The following is a 23,596-nucleotide window of genomic DNA, read 5'->3' as shown; positions in this document are numbered from 1 at the left end:
GAGACGGGTCAGCCCGCCGGAATCGGCGGGGATGTCGAATTCCGCACCGATGTGTTCGACGCCGCGAGCGTCGAAGCGATGGTTGACCGGTTGCACCGGGTGGTGGTGGCGCTTACTGCCGATCCGTCACGGCGGTTGTCGTCGATCGAGGTACTCGATGAGCATGAGCATGCCCGGCTACTCGCGTGGGGTAATAGGGCGGGGTTGACCGAGCCCGTGTTGGGGTCGATGGTGTCGATTCCTGGGTTGTTCGCAGCGCAGGTAGCGCGCGTCCCTGAGGAGATAGCGGTCAGCTGCGGAGATCGGTCGCTGACGTATCGCGAGCTGGATGAAGCGTCTAACCGGGTGGCGCACACGTTGACTGGACATGGAGTTGGTCCCGGGCAGCGGGTGGCGTTGCTGGCGTCCCGCTCGGTCGAGGCGATCGTGGCAGTTTTGGGTGTGCTCAAGTCCGGAGCTGCATATGTGCCGATCGATCCGGGGCATCCGGATGCGCGAATCGACTTCATGTTGGCCGATGCCGCGCCGATGGCGGCTATCACCACGGCGGGGCTGCGGTCGCGACTAAATGGGTATGACTTGCTCATCTTGGACGTCGAGGAGTCGTGCACCGCGGTCTCATCGTTCTCGGAATTGCCGGTGCCGGCGGCAGAGGATATCGCGTATCTGATCTACACCTCGGGCACCACCGGTGTGCCCAAGGGCGTGGCGATCAATCACCGCAACGTGATCGAGTTGTTGGCCGCGCTGGAACCTCGGATGGAGCTGGCGGGGCAGGTTTGGTCACAGTGGCATTCGTTGGCTTTCGATGTCTCGGTCTGCGAGATGTGGGGTGCGCTGCTGTATGGCGGGCGGCTTGTGGTGGTGCCGGAATCAGTGGCCCGCTCGCCAGAGGATTTCCACGCCTTACTCGTTGAGGAACAGGTCAGTGTGCTCAGCCAGACCCCGTCAGCGTTCTATGCGTTGCAGACTGCGGATGAGCTGGTTGCCGAGCGGCATGGCCATTTGGCACTACGGGCTGTTCTTTTCGCCGGAGAGGCGTTGGATCCGCAGCGTCTTGGGCCGTGGCGACAGCATCATCCGAGTTCACCGCGGCTGCTGAATCTGTATGGCACGACCGAGACCACGGTGCATGCCTCGTTCCGCGAAATCGTCGATGCCGATCTGGCTGACCACGCCAGCCCGGTTGGGGTGCCATTGGCTCATCTTGGTTTTTTCGTTCTCGATAGTTGGTTGCATCCGGTGCCGACCGGGGTGGTCGGTGAGTTGTATGTGGCTGGTGGCGGGGCCGGATACGGGTATGTGGGCCGGTCGGGGTTGAGCGCGTCGAGGTTCGTGGCGTGCCCGTTTGCCGGTGCTGGAGCGCGGATGTATCGCACAGGGGATCTCGTGTCGTGGGGTCCTGATGGGCAGCTGCGGTATGTGGGCCGGGCTGATGAGCAGGTCAAAATCCGCGGGTATCGCATCGAGCTCGGCGAAGTGCAGGCCGCTTTTGCTGGACTGGATGGAGTGGCGCAGGCGGTGGTTATCGCCCGTGAGGACCGTCCCGGTGACAAGCGGCTGGTGGGTTATATGACCGGCAGCGCGGATCCCGCCACCATCCGCGCACAGCTGAGCGAGCGGTTGCCGGGATATATGGTTCCGGCCGCGGTCGTGGCGCTGGAAGCTTTGCCATTGACAGTCAACGGCAAACTCGACACTCGGGCACTACCCGCACCCGAATACCAGCAGCCCAGCGCTGACTACCACGCCCCGGATACCCTCATCGAAGAGATCCTGGCCGACGTGTTCGCCGAGGTACTGGGCCTCGAGCGGGTGGGGGTTGACGAGTCGTTCTTCGAGCTGGGCGGGGACAGCATTCTTTCGATGCAGGTGGTGGCTCGCGCCCGCGCGGCGGGTCTGTTGTGTCGTCCCCGGGACGTGTTCGTTGAGCAGACGGTCGCCCGACTGGCTCGGGTGACCCGGGTGGCCGATGACGCCGCTGAAGTGCTCGACGATGGCGTCGGACCCGTCGTAGCCACTCCGATCATGCGGTGGTTGGAAAGCGTTCAAGGCCCGGTTGATGAGTTCAACCAGTCGATAGTCGTTCAGGCCCCGACTGGGGTGAGCGAAGCCGACGTGGTGATGCTGTTGCAAGCGTTGCTGGATCGGCATGCCATGTTGCGCTTGCGTGTAGAGAACAACGGTGCCCATGGTTGGTCTTTGGTCGTGCCGGAGCCGGGGTCGGTGGATGCTGGCGCATGCCTGCAAACCGTCGACGTGCTGTCCGAGCAAGCTTTCGTTAAGGCACGGTCGCGTCTGAACCCTGCTGTCGGGGCCATGCTCAGCGCGCTGTGGGTCAACACCACCGGACAACTGGCGTTTATCGTCCATCATCTGGCTGTCGACGGGGTCTCGTGGCGAATCCTGTTGGAGGACCTCAACGTCGCTTGGGCTCAGCATCAGAAGGGGCAGCCGATCGCGCTGCCTACGGCCGCCACATCGTTTTCCCGGTGGTCGACACTCCTGGCCGGGCACGCCCAGCATCCCGATGTAGTGGATTTGGCACAGGCCTGGCACGAGGTGACAGCGGTTCCGTCGGTATTGCCGGCTGTACAGCCGGCGGTGGACACCTTCGCGATGGCTGGGCGTCTGACGGCGGAGTTGGATGTCGAGACGACCCGGATGCTGTTGGGAGAGGTGCCGACGGCGTTTCATGCCGGGGTTCACGACGTCTTGTTGATCGGGTTCGGTCTGGCAGTTGCGGAGTTCCTGGGCACTGGTCGCGCGCCGGTCGGTATCGATGTGGAGGGCCACGGTCGAGTCGATGAGTTGGCTGATGAGGTGGACCTGTCGCGCACGGTGGGGTGGTTCACCACCAAATACCCGGTGGCTTTGAGTGTCGGGGGATTGGACTGGGCGCAGGTGCGCGGCGGAGGGACCGCCCTGGGGGCGTTGATCAAGGATGCCAAGGAACAGTTGCGCGCTCTGCCGGACGGGCTGACTTATGGTTTGTTGCGCTATTTGAACCCCGATGTCGAGCTCGCTGAATCGGATCCGGCGATCGGCTTCAACTATTTGGGGCGGCTTGGCGCTTCGGCGGGCCAGGTGTCCGGCAATGTGTGGCAGGTCAGCCAGGATGGTCTCGCGTGGACCGACGCTGCTTCGGATATACCTATGCCGCTGATGCATACGGTGGAAGTCAATGCTGTCACCGCCGACACCGACGCGGGCCCGCTACTCCACGCCACGTGGACATGGGCGCCTTCGGCTCTCACTGACGCTCAGGTCAATCGGTTGAGCCGGTTGTGGTTTGAGGCCCTTCTCGGAATCTGCAAACATGTCAGAGGCGGGGGAGGTGGATTGACCCCATCCGATCTCGCCGTCAATCTCAGCCAACAGCAAATTGAGGAGCTCCAGCGGCAATATGCAGATCGCTGACGTACTGCCGCTGACGCCCCTGCAACACGGTCTGCTCTTCCACGCCGACGCCGCGCCGGGTTCTAGCGACGACCTCTATTCGGTGCAGCTGGATATCACCATCACCGGGGAGCTAAACGGCTCTTTGCTGCGCGAGGCAGTGCAGACGGTCGTTACCCGGCATCCGAACCTTGCGGCCAGATTCTCCGAGCAGTTTGGCCAACCTGTGCAGATCATTCCCGCCGACCCGGAGGTTCCTTGGCGCTATGTCGACTTAAATCTCGACGAGGATGATATCGACGAACAAATCGAGCATGTGTGCGCTGCAGAACGCGCCGCGGTCTACGACCTAGCCGATGAGCCGGCTTTTCGTGTGGCGCTGATACGAACCGCCCAGCACGAGCACCGGTTGCTGATTACCAATCATCACATCGTGATGGATGGTTGGTCGTTGCCGATCGTCCTTCAGGAAATCTTTGCTAGCTACTACGGTCAGCGCCTCCCAGCCGCAACGCCGTTTCGCAGCTTTGTTAGCTGGCTGGCCGGTCGGGATCGCGATGCGGCACGAGCAGTCTGGCGTGAGATCTTGGCAGGTTTCGAAACACCGACCTTTGTGGGTGCGTCAGGTCGGCTGGGCCTCGGGGGCCGAGGTGTTGCCGCGCATCGGCTGACTCAAGAGACCACGCGGTCGCTTACCGAACTGGCCCGATCCCACCGCACCACCGTCAGCACGGTACTGCAAGCGGTCTTCGCGCAGCTGCTGAGCTCGCTGACTGCTCAGGATGACGTCGTTTTCGGGACTGCGGTCTCGGGGCGGCCTGCAGAGGTGCTCGGCGCGGACACGATGGTCGGGTTGCTGATCAACACGGTGCCGGTGAGGGCGAACATCACGCCGACAACCACTACCGCAGACCTCCTCGAACAGCTACAACACGCTTACAGCCGCACGTTGGAGCACCAACACCTAGCGCTCACTGAGATACATCGGCTCGCCGGTCAGGACAAACTGTTCGACACCCTGTTTGTCTTTGAGAACTATCCGCTCGACACCGCTGCACTGTCGGACGTGAACGGATTAGCGATAACTGAGGTCGCGACCCGCGAATACAACCACTATCCACTTGCCGTCGTGGCGCAGCCGGGGGATGAACTCGGTCTCCGTGTCGAATTCGATACCGACGTGTTCGACGAGGGAAGCGTCGCGGCGCTGATCAATCGCTTTGAGCGCGTGTTGAGCGCGATGACCGCCGACCCGGCTCGGCCGCTATCGAAGATAGATCTGCTCGATGCCGCCGAGCACAGTCTTCTGGACGCGTTCGGTAACGCGGAAATCTTGACGCAGCCCGCGACCCCGCTATCGATTCCGACGGTGTTCGCCGCTCAAGTGGCCCGCTCCCCGGAGGCGGTGGCGCTGTCCGTTCAGGGCCGTTCCATCACCTACCGAGTGTTGGATGAGGCGGCGAACCGATTAGCGCATGCGCTAGCCGAAAAAGGTGCGGGCCCTGGACAGTGTGTGGCGCTGTTGTTCAACCGATCGGCCGAGGCGATCGTGGCAATCCTGTCGGTGCTGAAGACCGGCGCGGCCTATCTGCCGATCGATCCGAAACTGCCCGCGGCCCGCATCAAATTCATGCTGGAGGATGCCACACCGATAATCGGTGTCAGCACAGCCGGTTTGGCCGACCTGCTGGAAGTGCACGGGCTTTCGGTGATCGATGTCGATGATCCCTGCATTGACTCCTATCCCAGCACCGCAATGCCAGCGCCCGCCGCCGATGACCTCGCCCACATCATCTACACGTCCGGCACCACTGGCATGCCGAAGGGGGTGGCCGTCACCCATTCCAACGTCACCCGGCTCTTCGATGGAATGGACGTCGGGGTTGAGCTGACGCCGCAGCAGGTCTGGACGCAGACATCGTCGTTGGTTTTCGACTTCTCCGTGTGGGAGATCTGGGGTGCGCTGCTACATGGTGGTCGTCTGGTGGTGGTGCCCGAAGACGTAGCCCGCTCGCCGGAAGATTTCCATGCTCTGCTGGTTGCTGAGCGCGTCAGCGTCTTGAGCCAGACACCTTCTGCGGTGGCGGCTCTTTCGCCGCAGGGGTTGGAGTCAGCCGCGTTGATGGCGGCCGGAGAGGCCTGCCCGGCCGACGTAGTGGATCAATGGGCACCCGGGCGCGTGATGATCAACGGCTACGGCCCGACTGAGACCACGGTGTATGCCACGATCAGTGCCCCCCTCCAAGCAGGGTCGGGTGTGGTGCCGATCGGCGCTCCGGTGCCTGGGGCCGCATTGTTTGTGCTCGACGGCTGGTTGCGGCCCGTGCCCCCGGGTGTGGTCGGTGAGTTGTATGTGGCCGGCCGTGGCGTGGCGTCCGGATATGTACGCCGTGCCGGGCTGACCGCTTCACGGTTCGTGGCGTGTCCGTTCGCGGGGGCCGGTGCGCGGATGTATCGCACCGGGGATCTGGTTCGGTGGGGCACTGATGGGCAGTTGCACTATCTAGGCCGCGTCGACGAGCAGGTCAAGATCCGCGGTTACCGCATCGAGCTCGGTGAGATACAGGCTGCCCTGGCTCGACAGGACGGCGTGTCACAGGCGGCGGTGATCACCCGCGAGGACCGCGTCGGCGACAAACGGCTGGTGGGCTATGTCACCGGGACAGCAGATCCGGTCGAGTTGCGCAACGCACTCGCAGAGCAGCTACCGGCCTACATGGTTCCCACAGCAGTGGTGGTGATCGAGGCGCTGCCGCTGACAGTCAACGGCAAGCTGGACAAGCGGGCCTTGCCGGCACCGGAATACCAGGGCAGCGAAACCTACCGCGCGCCAACCGATGCGGTCGAGGAGATCCTTGCCGGCATCTACGCCGAGGTTCTCGGGGTCGACCGGGTTGGTATTGATGAGTCTTTCTTTGAGCTGGGCGGGGACAGCATCCTGTCGATGCAAGTAGCTGCCCGTGCGCGTGCCGCCGGCTTGACGTGTCGGCCGCGGGACATCTTTGTCGAGCAGACCGTCGCCCGGCTCGCCCGAGCGGCTGCGGCGGCCACGAGTACCACTGAGGTGAGCGACGAAGGGTCCGGGCCGATTCCGGCGACACCCATTATGCGCTGGCTGGCAAGTGTCGATGGCCCCGTGGACCAGTTCAATCAAACTGTGGTGCTGCAGGCGCCCACGCAGACGACCGACGACGATGTGGTGGCGCTGTTGCAGGCGTTGTTGGATCGCCATGCGATGCTGCGGATTCGCGTCGACGACGACATCGCAGCAGTCTGGTCGCTGACGGTGGCCGAGGCGGGCGCGGTCGATGCCGCGGCGTGCATACGCACCGTTTACACGCTGTCCGATGAGGCGCTGATCGACGCGCGGTCGCGGTTGAACCCCGCCGCCGGCGTCGTGCTGAGAGCGTTGTGGGTGACGTCGACGAATCAATTGGTGTTGGTGATTCACCACTTGGCCGTCGATGGTGTGTCCTGGCGAGTCTTGTTGGAGGACCTCAACATCGCGTGGGCGCAGCATCGCAACGGTCACCCGGTGGAGTTACCGCCCGGCGGAACGTCGTTTGCCCGGTGGGCATTGCTGTTGGACGAGCGCGCGCACGATTCGGACGTGGCGCAGGAGGCGCAGGCGTGGCGGCAGATAGCCGCAGCACCCGCGTTGTTGCCGGCGGTGCAACCCGCGGTGGATACGTTTGCGAACGCCGGGCACCTCTCCTTGTCCCTGGATGTGTCGACCACTCGGATGCTGCTCGGGGAGGTGCCCGCGGCGTTCCATGCCGGCGTGAATGACATTCTTCTGATCGCATTCGGGTTGGCGCTGGCCGAATTCCTGGCGACCGGCGGCGCACCCATCGGTATCGATGTGGAGAGCCACGGGCGGCACGAGGAACTGGGCGCGGACGTGGACCTGTCGCGGACGGTGGGATGGTTCACCACCAAGTATCCCGTCGCGCTGACGATGAACGGCGTGGACTGGACGCAGGTGGTCGCCGGCCAGGCGGCGCTGGGGGCGGTGATCAAAGACGCCAAAGAGCAAGTGCGTGGCCTGCCTGACGGCTGGACCTACGGTCTGCTGCGGTATTTGAACACTGATATTGAGCTCGCTGATCCGGATCCCGTCATCGGGTTCAACTATCTAGGTCGGCTGGGCGCTTCGGCGGCCGAGACGTCGGGCGAAGTCTGGCGTATGAGTCAGGACGGCTTGTCAGCCGCGGCGGCGGCCGCGGATATCGGAATGCCGTTGATGCACAGCCTGGAGCTCAACGCGGTCACCGTAGATGCTGAGGCGGGCCCGCAACTCCAGGCGAACTGGAGTTGGGCTCCCTCGGCGCTCGACGACGTTCAGATCAGCCGGCTGAGCCGCTTGTGGTTCGAGGCCCTGACCGGTATCTGCACGCACGTCAGCAGCGGTGGCGGAGGATTGACGCCCTCTGATATCGCGCCGGCCAGACTGACCCAGCAGCAGCTGGACGAGCTCAACCAGCAGTATGCGATCGCCGATATCTTGCCGTTGAGCCCGCTGCAGCACGGCCTGCTGTTCCACAGCAGCAACCCTCGGGTCAGCGACGATGTCTACGCGGTTCAGCTAGATATCACCGTGAACGGGCCGCTCGATCACCATCGACTGCACGAGGCGGTGCAAACGGTAGTCAACCGTCACCCAAACCTTGCGGCCAGGTTCTGTGCGCAGTTCGAGGAGCCAGTGCAGATCATTCTGGCTGAACCCGCAGTGCCCTGGCGGTATGTCGAGTTGAACCCTGCCGATGTGGATCTCGAGGAGCAGATTCGGGCGGAAAGCGCAGCCGAGCGCGCTGCGGTCTGCGATCTCGTCCATCGGTCGGGCTTCCAAGTGGCTTTGATTCGTAGCGCGGAAGACCGGCACAACTTTGTACTGACCTTTCACCACATCGTCGTGGATGGCTGGTCGCTGCCGATTCTTCTACAGGAAATCTTCGGCAGCTATTACGGTCAGCGGCTACCGGTGGCGGTTCCGTACCGCAACTTCATCAGCTGGCTGGTCGGTCGGGATCGCGAGGCGGCTCGGACCGCGTGGCGTGAGGTGCTGGCCGGATTCGAGAACCCAACGATGGTGGGCCCGCCGGATCGTGTCGGCCGCGGCACGCGAAACGTCGCGTCGTTTCGAGTGCCGATGTCGACCACTCGGGCCGTCGGTGATCTGGCGCGCGCTCATCACACCACGGTCAGCACTGTGTTGCAGGGCGCGTTTGCGCAGTTGTTGAGCTCAATGACCGGGCAACACGACGTTGCCTTTGGCACCGCGGTTTCAGGGCGGCCCGACGACGTGGTCGGCGCCGACTCGATGGTCGGCTTGTTGATCAACACAGTGCCCGTCCGGGCGAACATCACGCCGGTGACTACAACTGCAGATCTGCTCGAACAGCTGCAAACCGCATATAGCCGCACGCTGGAACACCAGCATCTTGCGCTGAACGAGATACACCGTCTAACCGGCCACGACCAAATGTTCGACGCCATGTTCGTGTACGAGAATTACCCCGTCGACACTGCCGCCTTGGCGGCGGACGACGACCTGGTCGTCCCTGAATTCACCAGCCGCGAATACAACCACTACCCACTGAGTGTCCAAGCCATTCCGGGCGACGAGATCGGCCTTCGCGTCGAATACGACACCGATGTGTTCGATGCGCAGGGCATTGAAGTCCTGATCGACCGGCTGGATCGGATTTTGGAGGAGATGACCGCCGATCCGCGACGGCGGCTCTCGTCGGTCGATGTCCTCGATTCCGGTGAGCACGCCCGCCTCGACGAGTTCGGTAATCGGGCGGTTCTGACTCGGACCCCGGCGCGTGGGTCGACCATCGTCGAATTGTTCGCGGCGTGGGCGGAACAGACGCCGGATGCGGTGGCGCTGGTATGCGGCGAGCAGTCGTGGACCTATCGAGAGCTCGACCTGGCGGCCAACCGGCTGGCACAGGTACTCGCCAGTCGAGGGGCGGGTCCGGGACATCGCGTTGCTCTGTTGTTCAACCGATCGGCCGAGGCTGTGGTCGCGATCCTGGCCGTGCTGAAAACCGGGGCGGCATATCTGCCGATCGACCCCACGCTGCCTGATGCCCGCATCGGTTTCATAGCCGCCGATGCGGCGCCGCTGGCCGCAGTCACCACCGCCGGTTTGGCCAATCGACTGGACGGTCATGGATTGGCGGTCATCGAAGTCAACGACCTCGCCGGTGACGGCCAGCCCGGTATCGTGCCCGCCTCGCCGACTCCCGACGACATCGCCTACGTGATCTACACGTCCGGAACCACCGGCACCCCCAAGGGTGTAGCGGTGACCCACCGCAACGTGACGCAGCTGCTGGCGTCACCGGACGCCGCCCTACCGGCCGTCGGAGTGTGGGCGCAATGTCACACGCTGGCCTTCGATGTCTCGGTGTGGGAAATCTTCGGAGCTTTGCTGCGCGGTGGCCGCCTGGTGGTGGTGCCCGAAGAGGTGACGCGCTCGCCGGAGAACTTCCAGGAGCTGCTCGCCACTGAGCAAGTCAGCGTCCTCACCGAGACTCCGTCTGCGGTCAGTGTGCTCTCACCCGAGAAATTGGATTCGATGGCGTTGGTAGTCGTCGGTGAGGCCTGCTCGGCCGAGGTGGTGGACCGCTGGGCGCCGCGGCGTCGGATGGTCAACGCTTACGGCCCCACCGAGACCACGATGTGTGTGGCGATCAGCGCACCGCTCACGCCAGGCGGGCAGGCAGTGCCGATCGGCTCGCCCGTGGCCGGAGCGGCGCTGTTCGTCTTGGACAACTGGTTGCGTCCCGTGCCGCAGGGTGTGGTCGGAGAGTTGTATGTGGCCGGTGACGGCGTCGCGACTGGTTACGTGCGTCGGCTGGGGCTGACGGCCTCGCGATTCGTCGCATGCCCGTTCGGAGCGCCGGGTGCCCGGATGTATCGCACCGGCGATCTGGTGTGCTGGCGCGCAGATGGGCAGCTTGACTATCTAGGCCGCGCTGATGAGCAGGTCAAGATCCGCGGTTATCGCATAGAGCTTGGCGAGGTGCAGGCCCAATTGGCGGCGCTCGAAGGCGTCGAACAGGCGGCGGTGATCGCCCGCAAGGACCGTCCTGGCGACAAGCGCCTGGTGGGCTATGTCACCGGCTCCGTCGACTCGGCGGAGCTTCGCGCCACGCTGGCCGAGCGGCTGCCGGCCTACATGGTGCCCACAGCGGTCGTCGTGCTGGAAGAGCTGCCGCTGACCGTCAACGGCAAACTCGACACCCGCGCCTTACCGGCGCCCGAGTACGGCGACACCAACAGCTATCGTGCCCCGGCGAACCTCACCGAGGAGATCCTCGCCGGGATCTACGCCCAGGTCCTCGGGGTTGAACACGTGGGTGTCGACGACTCATTCTTCGATCTGGGCGGAGACTCGTTGTCGGCGATGCGCCTGGTCGCCGCCGTCAACGCCAGCATGGATGCCCAGCTCGCGGTGCGCACTCTGTTCGAGGCGCGCACGGTGGCAGAGTTGGCGCGTCAGGTCGGAGCCGACGAGGGCGGACTGGAACCGCTGGTGGCGGGTGAGCGGCCGGACGTGGTGCCACTGTCGTTCGCCCAGAGCAGGTTGTGGTTCCTGGACCAGCTGCAGGGGCCGTCGCCGGTCTACAACATGGCGCATTCGTTGCGTCTGCACGGCAAACTTGACGCTGCTGCCCTGGGTGCGGCGCTGGCCGATGTAGTGGCGCGTCACGAAAGTCTGCGCACCGTTTTCCCGGCGCCCGAGGGTGTGCCTCAGCAGGTGGTGGTTCCCGTCGAGCAGGCGGACTTCGGCTGGCAGATCGTGGATGTCGCGGGCTGGTCGCCGGACCGGCTGCACGAAGCGATCGGTGAGACCGCGCGTCACACATTCGACCTCGCCGCCGAGATCCCGGTGCGGGCACGGCTTCTTCGCGTCGACGACGAAGAACACGTACTCGTTGCCGCGGTGCACCACATCGCGGCCGATGGCGTGTCGATTGGTCCGCTGCTGAGGGATTTGCAGGCGGCTTACGCCAGCCGATGCGTCGGCCAGCCGCTTGACTTGGCACCGTTGGCGGCGCAGTACGTCGACTTCACACTGTGGCAGCGCGCGCAGCTGGGTGATCTGGCCGATCCGCAGAGCCGCATCACCGCCCAGCTCGCCTATTGGGAGCAGGCCCTAGCCGGGATGCCCGACCGGCTGGTGCTACCCACCGACAGGGCATATCCGGCGGTTGCCGATTACAGCGGCGCTCGAGTGCTGGTCGCGTGGTCGCCGGAATTGCAGCAACAGGTGACTCGGGTGGCCCGTGAGCACAACGCGACCAGTTTCATGGTCGTCCAGGCCGCACTGGTGGCGTTGTTATCGAAGGTCAGCACCAGCCATGACGTGGCAATCGGCTTCTCGATCGCGGGCCGGCGCGATCCCGCGTTGGATGAGCTGGTCGGCTTCTTCGTCAACACCCTGGTGTTGCGGGCCGACCTGGGCGGCGACCCGAGTGTCTCTGAGCTGTTGGCTCAGGTGCGGGCACTCAGCTTGGCCGCGTACGAGCACCAGGACGTGCCCTTCGAGATGCTCGTCGAGCGGCTCAAGCCCACTCGAAGCCTCGCCCATCACCCGCTTGTGCAAGTGCTGTTGGCCTGGCAGACCATGCCCGGTCAGCAGAACGCCTCCGCCGGGCTGGCCCTCGGTGATGTACAGATCACGCCGACGAGCCTCGACACCCACACCGCGCGCACAGACCTCGCGTTCCACCTCGGCGAGCGCTGGACTGAGGCGGGTGAACCGGCCGGGCTCGGCGGAGACGTCGAATTCCGCACCGACGTGTTCGATGCGGCCAGCATCGAGCTCCTGATCGAGCGGCTGCAGCGGATGTTGCTGGCGCTGACCGCGGACCCCGCGGCGCGGTTGTCGTCCGTCGACGTGCTCGACGAGGCGGAACACGCACGGCTCGAGGACTGGGGTAATGAGGCGGCGCTGACCCAGCCCGCGTCCGAGTCGGTGTCGATTCCGGAATCCTTTGCCGCGCAGGCGCAGCGGTCACCATCGTCAGTGGCCATCAGTGGCGGCGGCCGCTCGCTGACCTATCTGCAGGTTGATCAGGCGTCCAATCGGTTGGCGCATCTGCTGGCAGGCCACGGAGCGGGCCCGGGTCAACGGGTCGCCTTGATGTTGCCCCGATCGCTCGACGCGATCGTGGTGATGCTGGCGGTGCTCAAGACCGGGGCGGCCTATGTGCCGCTCGACCCGGCGCATCCCGATGCACGGATCCGGTTCGTCATTGGCGACGCCGCTCCCGCAGCGGTGATCACTACGTCGGACCTCCGTGCGCGTCTCGACGGGCACGACCTGTTGATCGTCGACGTCGACGACCCCGCTCTGGGCAGCCAACCCAACACCGCGCTCCCGTCGCCGGCCGCTGACGACATCGCCTACCTCATCTACACCTCCGGCACGACCGGAACACCCAAGGGTGTCGCGGTCGCGCACCGTAACGTGACTCGGCTGCTGCAAACCTTGGACGCCCAAGTGCCCCCTGGGGGCGTGTGGTCGCAGTGTCACTCCCTGGCGTTCGACTTCTCAGTCTGGGAGGTGTTCGGTGCGCTGCTCGGAGGCGGACGCCTCTTGGTGGTGCCCGACGAGGTGGTGCGGTCGCCGGAAGAGTTGTACTCGTTGCTGATCGCCGAGCAGGTCACCGTGCTGAGCCAGACCCCTTCGGCGTTCTATGCGCTTCAAACCGCCGATGCGCAACACAACTGGCAAGACGTGGCCACGGCGTGGGAACACCAGGTGACCCGCTGGCTCGGCTTCGGCGAGAACCAAGCGCAGGAGTCGGGTGGTGAACTCGCGCTGCAGCGGGTCGTGTTCGGCGGGGAAGCGCTACAGCCACCACGTCTCGATACGTGGCTGGACAATCACCCGGGAATCCCGTTCCTGATCAACATGTACGGCATCACCGAGACCACGGTGCATGCTTCGTACCGCAGGATCGTCGCCGCCGATCTCGACAGGGCCGCTAGCCCAATCGGGGGCCCGTTGGCAGACCTTGGCTTTTTCGTGCTTGATGCCTGGCTGCGGCCGGTGCCGGTCGGGGTCGTCGGGGAACTGTACGTGGCGGGTGCAGGCCTGGCCTACGGGTATGTAGGCCGAGCGGGGTTGACCGCAACGCGTTTCGTCGCCAGCCCGTTCGGCGCGCCCGGCGCGCGGCTGTACCGCACCGGAGACCTGGTGTCCTGGAGCGCGAAGGGCGAGCTGCACTACGTCGGTCGGGCCGACGAGCAGGTCAAGATCCGTGGGTATCGCATCGAGCTCGGTGAAGTGCAGGCCGCCTTGGCGTCGTGCAGCGGAGCGGGCCAAGCCGCGGTGATCGCGCGCGAGGACCGCCCCGGTGACAAGCGACTGGTCGGCTACATCACCGGTTCGGCGCACCCGGACGAGGTGCGCGCCGCACTGGGCGAGCAGCTGCCTTCCTACATGGTGCCGTCCGCGGTCGTCGTGCTCGACGCCCTGCCGCTGACCGCCAACGGAAAACTCGACAAGCAGGCACTTCCGGCACCCGAGTATCAAAAAGACGGTCACTTCCGTGCGCCGGCCAATCTCACTGAACAGCTGCTGGCCGGCATCTACGCGCAGGTGTTAGGGCTCGAACGGGTCGGGGTCGATGAGTCGTTCTTCGAACTGGGCGGAGATTCGCTTTCCGCCATGCGGGTCATCGCCGCGGTCAACAAGTCGCTGGACGCCAGCGTCGCGGTTCGCACCTTGTTCGAAGCGCCCACCGTCGAACAGTTGGCGTCTCGAGTCGGTGCCGGTTCAGGTGCGCTCGAACCGGTGGTCGCTGTCGAGCGGCCAGCGGTGATTCCGTTGTCGTTTGCGCAGAACCGGCTGTGGTTCATCGATCAGCTGCAGGGCCCTTCACCGATCTACAACATGGTGGTCGCGTTGCGGCTGCAGGGCGTGCTTAACGCCGAGGCGCTGCGAGCGGCACTGAACGATGTGGTGGGCCGTCACGAGTCGTTGCGCACGCTGTTCTCAGCGGTCGACGGCATACCGCACCAGGTGGTGATGCCGGCCGAGCATGCGACCATCGGCTGGCAACTCATCGAGGCCACTGGATGGACCGATGGCCGGTTGACTGAGGCTGTCGAAGAGGCGGCTCGCTACACCTTCGATCTCGCCGCCGAAATTCCTTTGCGCGCAACGCTTTTCCATCTGGACGCTGACGAACATGTGCTGGTGGGTGTGGTGCACCACATCGCGGCCGACGGCTCATCCATCGCGCCACTGGTCGCAGATCTTGGGACGGCGTACGCCGCCCGCTCCGCGGGGAAGGCCCCGAGCTGGGCGCAACTGCCGGTTCAGTACGTCGACTACACGCTGTGGCAGCGTGCGCAGTTCGGGGATCTCGACAACGACGACAGCCTGATCGCCGCGCAGCTGGCCTATTGGCAGGACGCATTGGCTGGGCTACCCGAGCGCTTGGAACTGCCCACCGACCGGCCGTATCCGCAGGTGGCTTCCAACCGTGGGGCCAGTGTGGTCATCGATTGGCCGGTCGAGCTTCACCGACGGGTCATCCAGCTGGCCAGTGAACACAACGCGACCAGCTTCATGGTGGTTCAAGCCGCCCTCTCCGCCCTACTGTCGATGATGAGTTCTACCACCGATGTGGCTGTTGGATTCCCCATCGCCGGTCGGCGTGACCCGGCGCTGGATGAGCTAATCGGGTTCTTCGTCAACACCTTGGTGCTGCGGGTCGATCTGTCTGGAGATCCGACCGTCGAGGAGTTGCTGGGGCAAGTACGTGCGCGTAGCCTGGCCGCCTTTGAGCACCAGGATGTGCCGTTCGAGGTGTTGGTCGATCGGCTCAACCCCATGCGTTCCCGGGCCCATGAACCGTTGATCCAGGTGTTGTTGGCCTGGCAGAATTTCGCCGGGCCGCGGCACGGTCGTGGGGCGGAACTGCCGTTGGGTGATGTGCAGGCCACACCTCTTGAGGCCGAAACGCATAGTGCACGAATGGATTTGACGTTCGCGGTTTCGGAGCGTTGGAGCGACGACGGTGAGCCCGCCGGGATCAGCGGGGCGGTCGAGTTCCGCACCGATGTGTTCGACGCCGCCAGCATCGAGGCTCTGGTTCGGCGGTTCGAGCGGGTATTGATCGCGATGACCGGCGACCCGGGCCGGCGGTTGTCATCGGTGGACGTGCTAGATGAGGTCGAGCACGCTCGCCTGGACGCGATCAGTCAACGTGCGGTGCTGACCGCACCGGCGCCGGCTGCGGCGTCTGTTCCGGCACTGTTCGCCGCCCAGGTGGCGCGTTCCCCGGAGGCTGCGGCGGTGACCTTCGAGGGCCGCTCCACGACGTACCGGGAACTCGATGAGGCGTCGAACCGGTTGGCGCATTTGCTTTCTGCGCACGGTGCAGGCCCCGGACAACGCGTGGGCCTACTCCTGCCGCGCTCGGCCGAGGCGATCGTGGCACTCCTTGCAGTGCTCAAGACCGGAGCGGCGTATGTGCCGATCGACCCCGCGCATCCGGATACGCGCATCGCGGTGATCCTCGCCGACGCGGCACCTGTCGCGGTAGTCACGACGGCGGGTATCCGGTCGCGTCTCGACGAGCTTGACGTCTTGGTTGTCGAGGTCGACGACCCGCGGATCGGCAGCTATCCGGGCACGGACTTGCCGTCGCCTGCGGCAGACGAATTCGCGTACATCATCTACACCTCCGGAACCACCGGCGTGCCCAAGGGCGTCGCGGTCACTCACCAGACCGTCACCGGGCTGCTGGAGTCGTTGGACATCGAACTGAAGCTGACGGATCAGGTTTGGTCGCAGTGGCATTCGTTCGCTTTCGACGTCTCGGTGTGGGAGATCTTCGGTGCGCTGCTGCACGGTGGGCGCCTGGTGGTGGTGCCCGAGTCCGTGGTTGGCTCGCCGGATGACTTCCACGCGTTGCTGATCCGTGAACAGGTCAGTGTGCTGAATCAGACCCCGTCCGCAGCCGCGGCGCTTTCTCATGAGGGTCTGGAGTCAGTCGCGTTGGTGGTGGCCGGAGAGGCATGCCCGGTCGAGGTCGTGGACCGGTGGGCCCCCGGACGGGTGATGATCAACGGCTACGGCCCGACCGAAACCTGGTACACCTCGTTCAGTGCGCCGTTGCGCGCGGGTTCGGGTGTGGTTCCGATCGGCACACCGGTGCCCGGCGCTGCGTTCTTCGTGCTCGACGCGTGGATGCGGCCGGTGCCGCCGGGGGTGGTTGGCGAGTTGTACGTGGCCGGCCGCGGGGTGGCGTCCGGTTATGTGGGCCGCGGCCCGTTGACGGCATCACGATTTGTCGCTTGCCCGTTCAGTGGTGCGGAGGCGTCCGGACAACGCATGTACCGCACCGGAGACTTAGTGCGTTGGGGTGCCGACGGGCAGCTGCAGTACCTCGGACGCGCCGACGATCAGGTCAAGATCCGCGGCTATCGCATCGAACTCGGTGAGATTCAGGCCGCATTGGCCGGCTGCGCCGGGGTGGACCAGGCGGCCGTGGTCATGCGCGACGACCGGCCGGGTGACAAGCGGCTGGTGGGTTATGTGACCGGAACCGCCGAACCGGCCGAGATCCGTGCGGTGTTGGGCGAGCGCTTGCCCGGCTACATGGTGCCGACCGCTGTGGTGGTCCTCGAGGCGCTGCCGTTGACGGTCAACGGCAAGCTCGACAAGCGCGCCCTGCCGGCACCCGAGTACACCGACACCGATCGTTATCGTGCTCCGTCCGGCCTTGCCGAGGAGGTCCTGGCCGGCATCTATGCCCAGGTTCTGGGACTGGAACGGGTCGGTGTGGACGACTCGTTCTTCGAACTAGGTGGCGACTCGTTGTCGGCGATGCGGGTGGTGGCAGCGGTCAACAAGTCGTTGGATGCCGGGCTGTCGGTGCGTGCCTTGTTCGAGACGCCCGCGGTGGCCGAATTGGCGCCGCGCATCGGCGAAGGCGACGGGCTGGAGCCGTTGGTGCCGATGGAGCGCCCTGCGGTGGTTCCGTTGTCGTTCGCCCAGAACCGGCTGTGGCTCCTCGACCAGCTGCAGGGCCCGTCAGCGGTTTACAACTTGGCGGTGGCGTTGCAGTTGGACGGCCGCGTGGACGCGGAAGCGTTGGCTGCGGCGCTGGTTGACGTGGTGGCCCGTCACGAGAGTTTGCGCACGCTGTTCCTTGCGCCGGGCGGGATCCCGGAGCAGCGGGTGGTGCCGGTCGACGACGTCGAGGTGGGGTGGAAGGTCGTCGATGCCACCGGCTGGCCGGAGACCCAGATGGAAGAGGCAATCGGCGCGGTGGCACGCCGCCCATTCGATCTCGCCGCTGAAATTCCCTTGCGGGCAACGCTTTTCAAGCTCCGCGAAGACGAGCATGTGCTGGTGGCGGTAGTGCATCACATCGCTGCTGACGGTTGGTCGATCGCACCGCTGGTGGGCGATCTGGGCGCGGCGTACGCCGCCCGGTGCGCGGGGCACGCCCCGGACTGGGCACCGTTGCCGGTGCAGTATGTCGATTACTCGTTGTGGCAGCGCGAGCAACTGGGTGATCTCGATGATCAGGACAGCCGCATCGCTGCGCAGCTGGCTTACTGGCAGCAGGCGCTGGCCGATATGCCCGAGCGGGTGCAGCTGCCCACTGATCGGCCTTACCCGCAGGTGGCCGACTTCCGCGGCGCCAACGTCGCGGTGCAGTGGCCGGCGCAGGTGCAGCAGGCGGTCTCTCGGCTCGCCGGTGGGCACGGCGCGACCAGTTTCATGGTGTTGCAGGCCGCTCTGGCGGTCCTGCTGGCCAAGCTGACCGCGAATTCCGATGTGGCGGTGGGCTTCCCGATCGCCGGGCGCCGCGACCGGGCGCTGGACGAATTGGTCGGTTTCTTCGTCAACACGCTGGTGCTGCGGGTGGACGTCGCAGGCGACCCGACGGTCGCAGAGGTGTTGGAGCAGGTGCGCCAGCGCAGCCTGGCCGCATTCGAGCATCAGGATGTGCCGTTCGAGGTGCTCGTTGAGCGACTCAACCCCACTCGCAGCCTGAACCATCATCCGCTGGTGCAGGTGTCGCTGGCCTGGCAGAACAACGCCGGCGGTGAACTGAGACTCGGTGACGTAGAGGTCACCCCCAAGCCGGCCGACACCCACACCGCCCGCATGGACCTGACGTTCTCGCTCGGCGAGCAGTTCACCGAGGCCGGGGAACCCGGCGGAATCGGCGGGCACGTCGAATTCCGCACTGACGTATTCGACGCGGCCACCATCGAGGCGTTGGTCGAGCGGTTACAGCGGATCCTGGTGGTCATGACGGCCGACCCGGCACGGCGGCTGTCGTCGATCGACCTCCTCGATGAGCATGAGCACGCCCGGCTGCAACAGTGGGGTAATCGGGAGGCGTTGACCGCGCCCGCACCGCCGGCAGTCTCGATTCCGGCCCGGTTCGGCGCACAGGTCACTCGGACCCCGGAGGCGGTGGCGCTGACCTGTCAGGGCCGCTCGTGGACGTATCGCCAACTGAACGATGCCGCCAACAAGTGGGCGCACTTCCTGACTGCTCGCGGGGTGGGCCCCGGCCAGCGGGTGGCGTTGCTGCTGGACCGCTCGGCCGAGGCGGTCGTGGCGATGCTGGGGGTGCTCAAGACGGGGGCGGCCTATGTGCCGCTCGACCCGGCGCACCCGGATGCGCGGATCGAGTTCGTACTCGCCGACGCCTCACCGATCGCGGCGCTGACCACCGCGGGTCTGGCCCACCGGTTGGCCGGCCACGAGCTGTCGGTCATCGATATCGCCGACCCCGCTATCGATGGTCAGCCCGATACCGCGCTACCGGCGCCATCTCCAGACGACGTCGCCTACCTGATCTACACCTCGGGCACCACCGGTGTGCCCAAGGGCGTGGCCACCACCCATCACAACGTCACCCAGCTGTTGGAGAGACTGGGCGCGTACCTGCCGGTGGCCGGGGTATGGACGCAGTGTCACTCCTACGGTTTCGACACCTCGGTCTGGGAGACCTGGGGTCCGCTGCTGCACGGGGGCCGGACGGTTGTGGTGCCCGACGCAGTGACGCGGTCGTCGGAGGACTTGCACGCCTTATTGGTCGACGAGCAGGTCAGTGTGCTCACCCAGACGCCGTCGGCGGCGGGCGTGTTGTCGCCGCACGGGTTGGACGGGATGGCGCTGGTGGTGGCCGGCGAGGCCTGCCCGCCGGAGTTGGTGGACCGGTGGGCGCCCGGACGGGTGATGATCAACGCCTTCGGCCCGACCGAGACAACAATGGTCGTGCTGCTCAGCGCGCCGCTGATGCCGGGCACGGGTGCGCCGCCGATCGGTGCGCCGGTCCCGGGCGCGGCGTTGTTCGTGCTGGACGACTGGCTGCGTCCGGTGCCGGCTGGGGTGGTCGGCGAGTTGTATGTGGCCGGTGAAGGTCTGGCATGCGGATACCTGGGCCGGGCCGGATTGAGCGCCACGCGTTTTGTGGCGTGTCCATTCGCCGGCGCCGAAGCGCAAGCGACACGCATGTACCGCACCGGCGATCTGGTGTCGTGGGGCCCCGATGGCCAACTGCGGTACTGGGGACGTGCGGACGAGCAGGTCAAGGTTCGCGGGTACCGCATCGAGTTGGGTGAGGTCCAGGCGGCGCTGGCCGGCTGCGAAGGCGTCGACCGCGCGGTGGTGATCGCCCGCGAGGACCGCCCCGGTGACAAGCGTCTGGTCGGTTATGTGACCGAGGGGCTCGGCGCCACGGTGGACCCGAACGGCATACGCGCCGCCTTGGCGGACCGGTTGCCGGGCTACATGGTGCCTACAGCGGTGGTGGTGTTGGCCGCGATTCCGTTGACCGTCAACGGAAAGCTCGACACCCGCGCTCTGCCGGCGCCGGAATACACCGGCACCGATAACTATCGCGGCCCATCAAATGCGATCGAGGAAGTACTGGCCGGCGTCTACGCCGAGGTGTTGGGTATGGAGCGGGTCGGGGTCGACGAGTCGTTCTTCGAGCTCGGCGGCGACAGCATCTTGTCGATGCAGGTGGTGGCCCGAGCGCGGGCCGCGGGTGTGTTGTGCCGGCCGCGTGATGTTTTCGCCGAGCAGACCGTCGCCCGGTTGGCGCGGGTGGCCGAGGTGACCGACGGTACGAATGACATCGTTGATGCGGGCGTCGGGCCCGTAGTGGCCACGCCGATCATGCGTTATCTGCAGGGCATGCGGGGTCCGACCGACGAGTTCAACCAGACCGTGGCGGTGCAGGCTCCGGCTGGGGTGAGCCAATCCGACGTGGTTGCGCTGTTGCAGGCTCTTATGGATCGGCATGCGATGCTGCGCCTGCGTGTCTCCGATGACGGCGCGGGAGGGTGGGCGCTCACTGTGCCCGAGCCCGGGACGGTGGACGCGCATGAGTGCCTGCGAACCGTCGACGTGCTGTCCGAGGCCGCATTGGTGGACGCGCGGTCGCAGCTGAACCCGGCAGCGGGAGTGATGCTGGCCGCGGTGTGGGCGAGTGCGACCGGGCAGTTGGCCTTGATCGGCCACCATCTGGCCGTCGATGGGGTGTCCTGGCGAATCCTGTTGGAAGACCTCAACATCGGCTGGGCGCAGCACCGCATTGGGCAGCCGATCGCGCTGCCCTCAGGCGGGACGTCGTTTGCCCGATGGTCGGCACTGCTGGCCGACTACGCGCAGCGCCCGGAAGTCGTCGCGCAGGCCGACATGTGGCGCCAGGTGACTGACACCGCGCCCGCGCTGCCGGCGGTGCAACCCGCCCTAGACACATTCGAGACGGCTGGACGCTTGTCAGTGTCACTGGATGTCGAGACCACCCGGATGTTGTTGGGGGAGGTGCCGACGGCCTTCCATGCGGGGATCCAGGAAATCTTGTTGATCGCGTTCGGGTTGGCGGCAGCGGAGTTCACCGGCATAGGTGGTGCGCCGATCACCATCGACGTGGAGGGCCACGGCCGTGCAGAGGAGCTTTCGTCCGAGGTGGACCTGTCACGCACGGTGGGCTGGTTCACGGCCCTTTATCCGGTCGCGTTGGCCGGGGGCGGACTGGACTGGGGCCAGGTCAGCGCCGGCGACGCGGCGCTGGGGGCGGCGGTCAAGGACGCCAAAGAGCAATTGCGCGGCCTTCCGGACGGCGTGACGTACGGTCTGCTGCGGTATCTGAACCCCGACGTGAAATTGGCCGGATCGGCCCCGGTGCTGGGGTTCAACTATCTGGGCCGGCTGGGCGCGGCGGGGGAGACCTCCGAGGACGCGTGGCGTATCAGCCCCGAAGGTCTGGCGTTGACCGGTGCAGTCACGGCGTTGCCTCTGCCGCTGGCGCACACCGTCGAGCTCAACGCCGCCACCGCCGACACCGACACCGGCCCGCAGCTGCACGCCGACTGGACATGGGCAACGTCGGCGCTGGACGCCACACAGGTGGAAAGACTGAGCCAGTTGTGGTTCGAGGCGCTGGCAGGTATCTGCGCGCATGTGCGCGGCGGCGGCGGCGGTTTGACCCCGTCGGACATCGCGCCCGCCCGGCTGAGCCAGCCTCAGCTCGACGAGGTGTGCCAGCGTCATGCGGTCGCCGATGTTCTGCCGCTGACTCCGCTGCAACAGGGGCTGCTATTCCACGCCGGCGCCGCGCAGGGTGACGGTGACGACGTGTACGCCGTGCAACTGGATCTCACAATCACCGGTCCGCTAGAGCCGACGCGCCTGCGTGATGCGGTGAACGCCGTCGTCACTCGCCATCCGAACGTGGTGGCGCACTTCTGCGCTCAGTACGATGAGCCGGTTCAGCTCATCCCGTCTGATCCGGTGGTGCCGTGGCGCCACGTCGACCTGACCGAGGCCGGGGTCGACATCGACGATCAGATGCAGCGCCTGGGTGCTGCCGAGCGCGCGACCGTCTGCGATCTTGCGAACCAACCGCCGTTCCGGGTGGCGTTGGCCCGCATCAGCGCAGAGCAGCACCGGTTGGTGCTGACCAATCACCACATCGTGCTCGACGGCTGGTCGATGCCGATCCTGCTGCAGGAGATCATCGCCGATTACTACGGGCAGCGCCTGCCTGAGCCTTTGCCGTATCGCTCGTTCTTCGCCTGGCTGGCCGAGCGGGATCTGCAGGCCGCGCGTACGGCCTGGGCAGATGCCTTGGCCGGTTTCGAGAACCCGACCTTGGTGGCGCCGCCGGACCGATTGGGACTGGGCCCGCGCTCGATTGCGGAGTTCCGGGTGCCGGAACAAGCCACGCACGCCCTTGGCGAGCTGGCCCGCTCACATCAGACCACGGTCAGCACCGTGCTCCAGGCTGCCTGGGCTCTGCTGTTGAGCTCCGTGACCGGCAGGCAGGATGTCGCGCTGGGCGTTGTGGTCTCCGGGCGGCCTGCCGAGTTGGCTGGCGCCGAATCGATGGCGGGACTTCTGATCAACACTGTGCCGGTGCGCGCACGCCTCGCGCACGCGCCCACCACCAGCGACCTGCTCGAGCAGCTGCAGACAATGCACAACAACACCTACGAGCATCAGCACCTGGGGCTGGCCGAAGTCCACCGACTGGCCGGACACGACAAGTTGTTCGACACGGTCTTCGTATACGAGAACTATCCAGTGGACAGTGCGGCGTTGTCGAGCGGCCATGACTTGGCCATCACCGACTTGGCGGCACGTGACTACTACCACTACCCACTCGCGGTGCAGGCACAACCGGGGAGCGAACTGGCGCTCCACGTCCAATTCCGCACCGACGTCTTCTCCATGGCCGATATCGAGGCACTGATGGAGCGGTTGCAGCGGATCTTGTCGGCGATGATCGAGGATCCGGCACAGCAGCTTTCATCGACTGGTCTGGTCCCTGCGGTCGACGTCGACCACCTCGGCGAGACAGACCGGGGAACGTCGAGTCAGGCAATGACCACCAAGGCGTCGACACCGGAATACTCCGGCGCGGTCGGAGAGTATTGCGCCCCGACCACGCCGATCGAGCGGGTTCTGTCCGACATCTTCGCGGAGGTCCTCGGTGTCGACCGGGTGGGGGTCGAGGAGTCATTCTTCGACATCGGCGGAGACTCGCTTTCCGCGATGCGGCTGATCGCCGCAATCAACGCGGCTCTTGACGTCCAGCTTGCGGTCACCGGCATCTTCAACGCGCCGTCGGTCAGAAGCTTGAGTAAGCAGCTCGCAGATGTCGCCGGCTCATTGGAATAG

General features: G+C 65.6%; 2 protein-coding genes. Both read left to right on the top strand.

The window, feature by feature from the left end; all coding sequences use genetic code 11:
* Positions 1-3,420: amino acid adenylation domain-containing protein (locus tag ACIA48_RS30115; protein WP_396739976.1), on the top strand; the 3,420-nt coding region annotated here is incomplete at its 5' end.
* Entirely contained in the window at positions 3,407-23,596 is a 20,190-nt protein-coding gene (locus ACIA48_RS30110; RefSeq protein WP_396739974.1) for a non-ribosomal peptide synthase/polyketide synthase, read from the top strand. The genes ACIA48_RS30115 and ACIA48_RS30110, both read left to right, overlap by 14 nt.

This window comes from Mycobacterium sp. NPDC051804 (assembly GCF_044452905.1).
Classification (GTDB): domain Bacteria; phylum Actinomycetota; class Actinomycetes; order Mycobacteriales; family Mycobacteriaceae; genus Mycobacterium.
The sequence above is the reverse complement of the archived record's forward strand: the minus strand, read 5'-3'. Positions and strand labels throughout refer to the sequence as shown.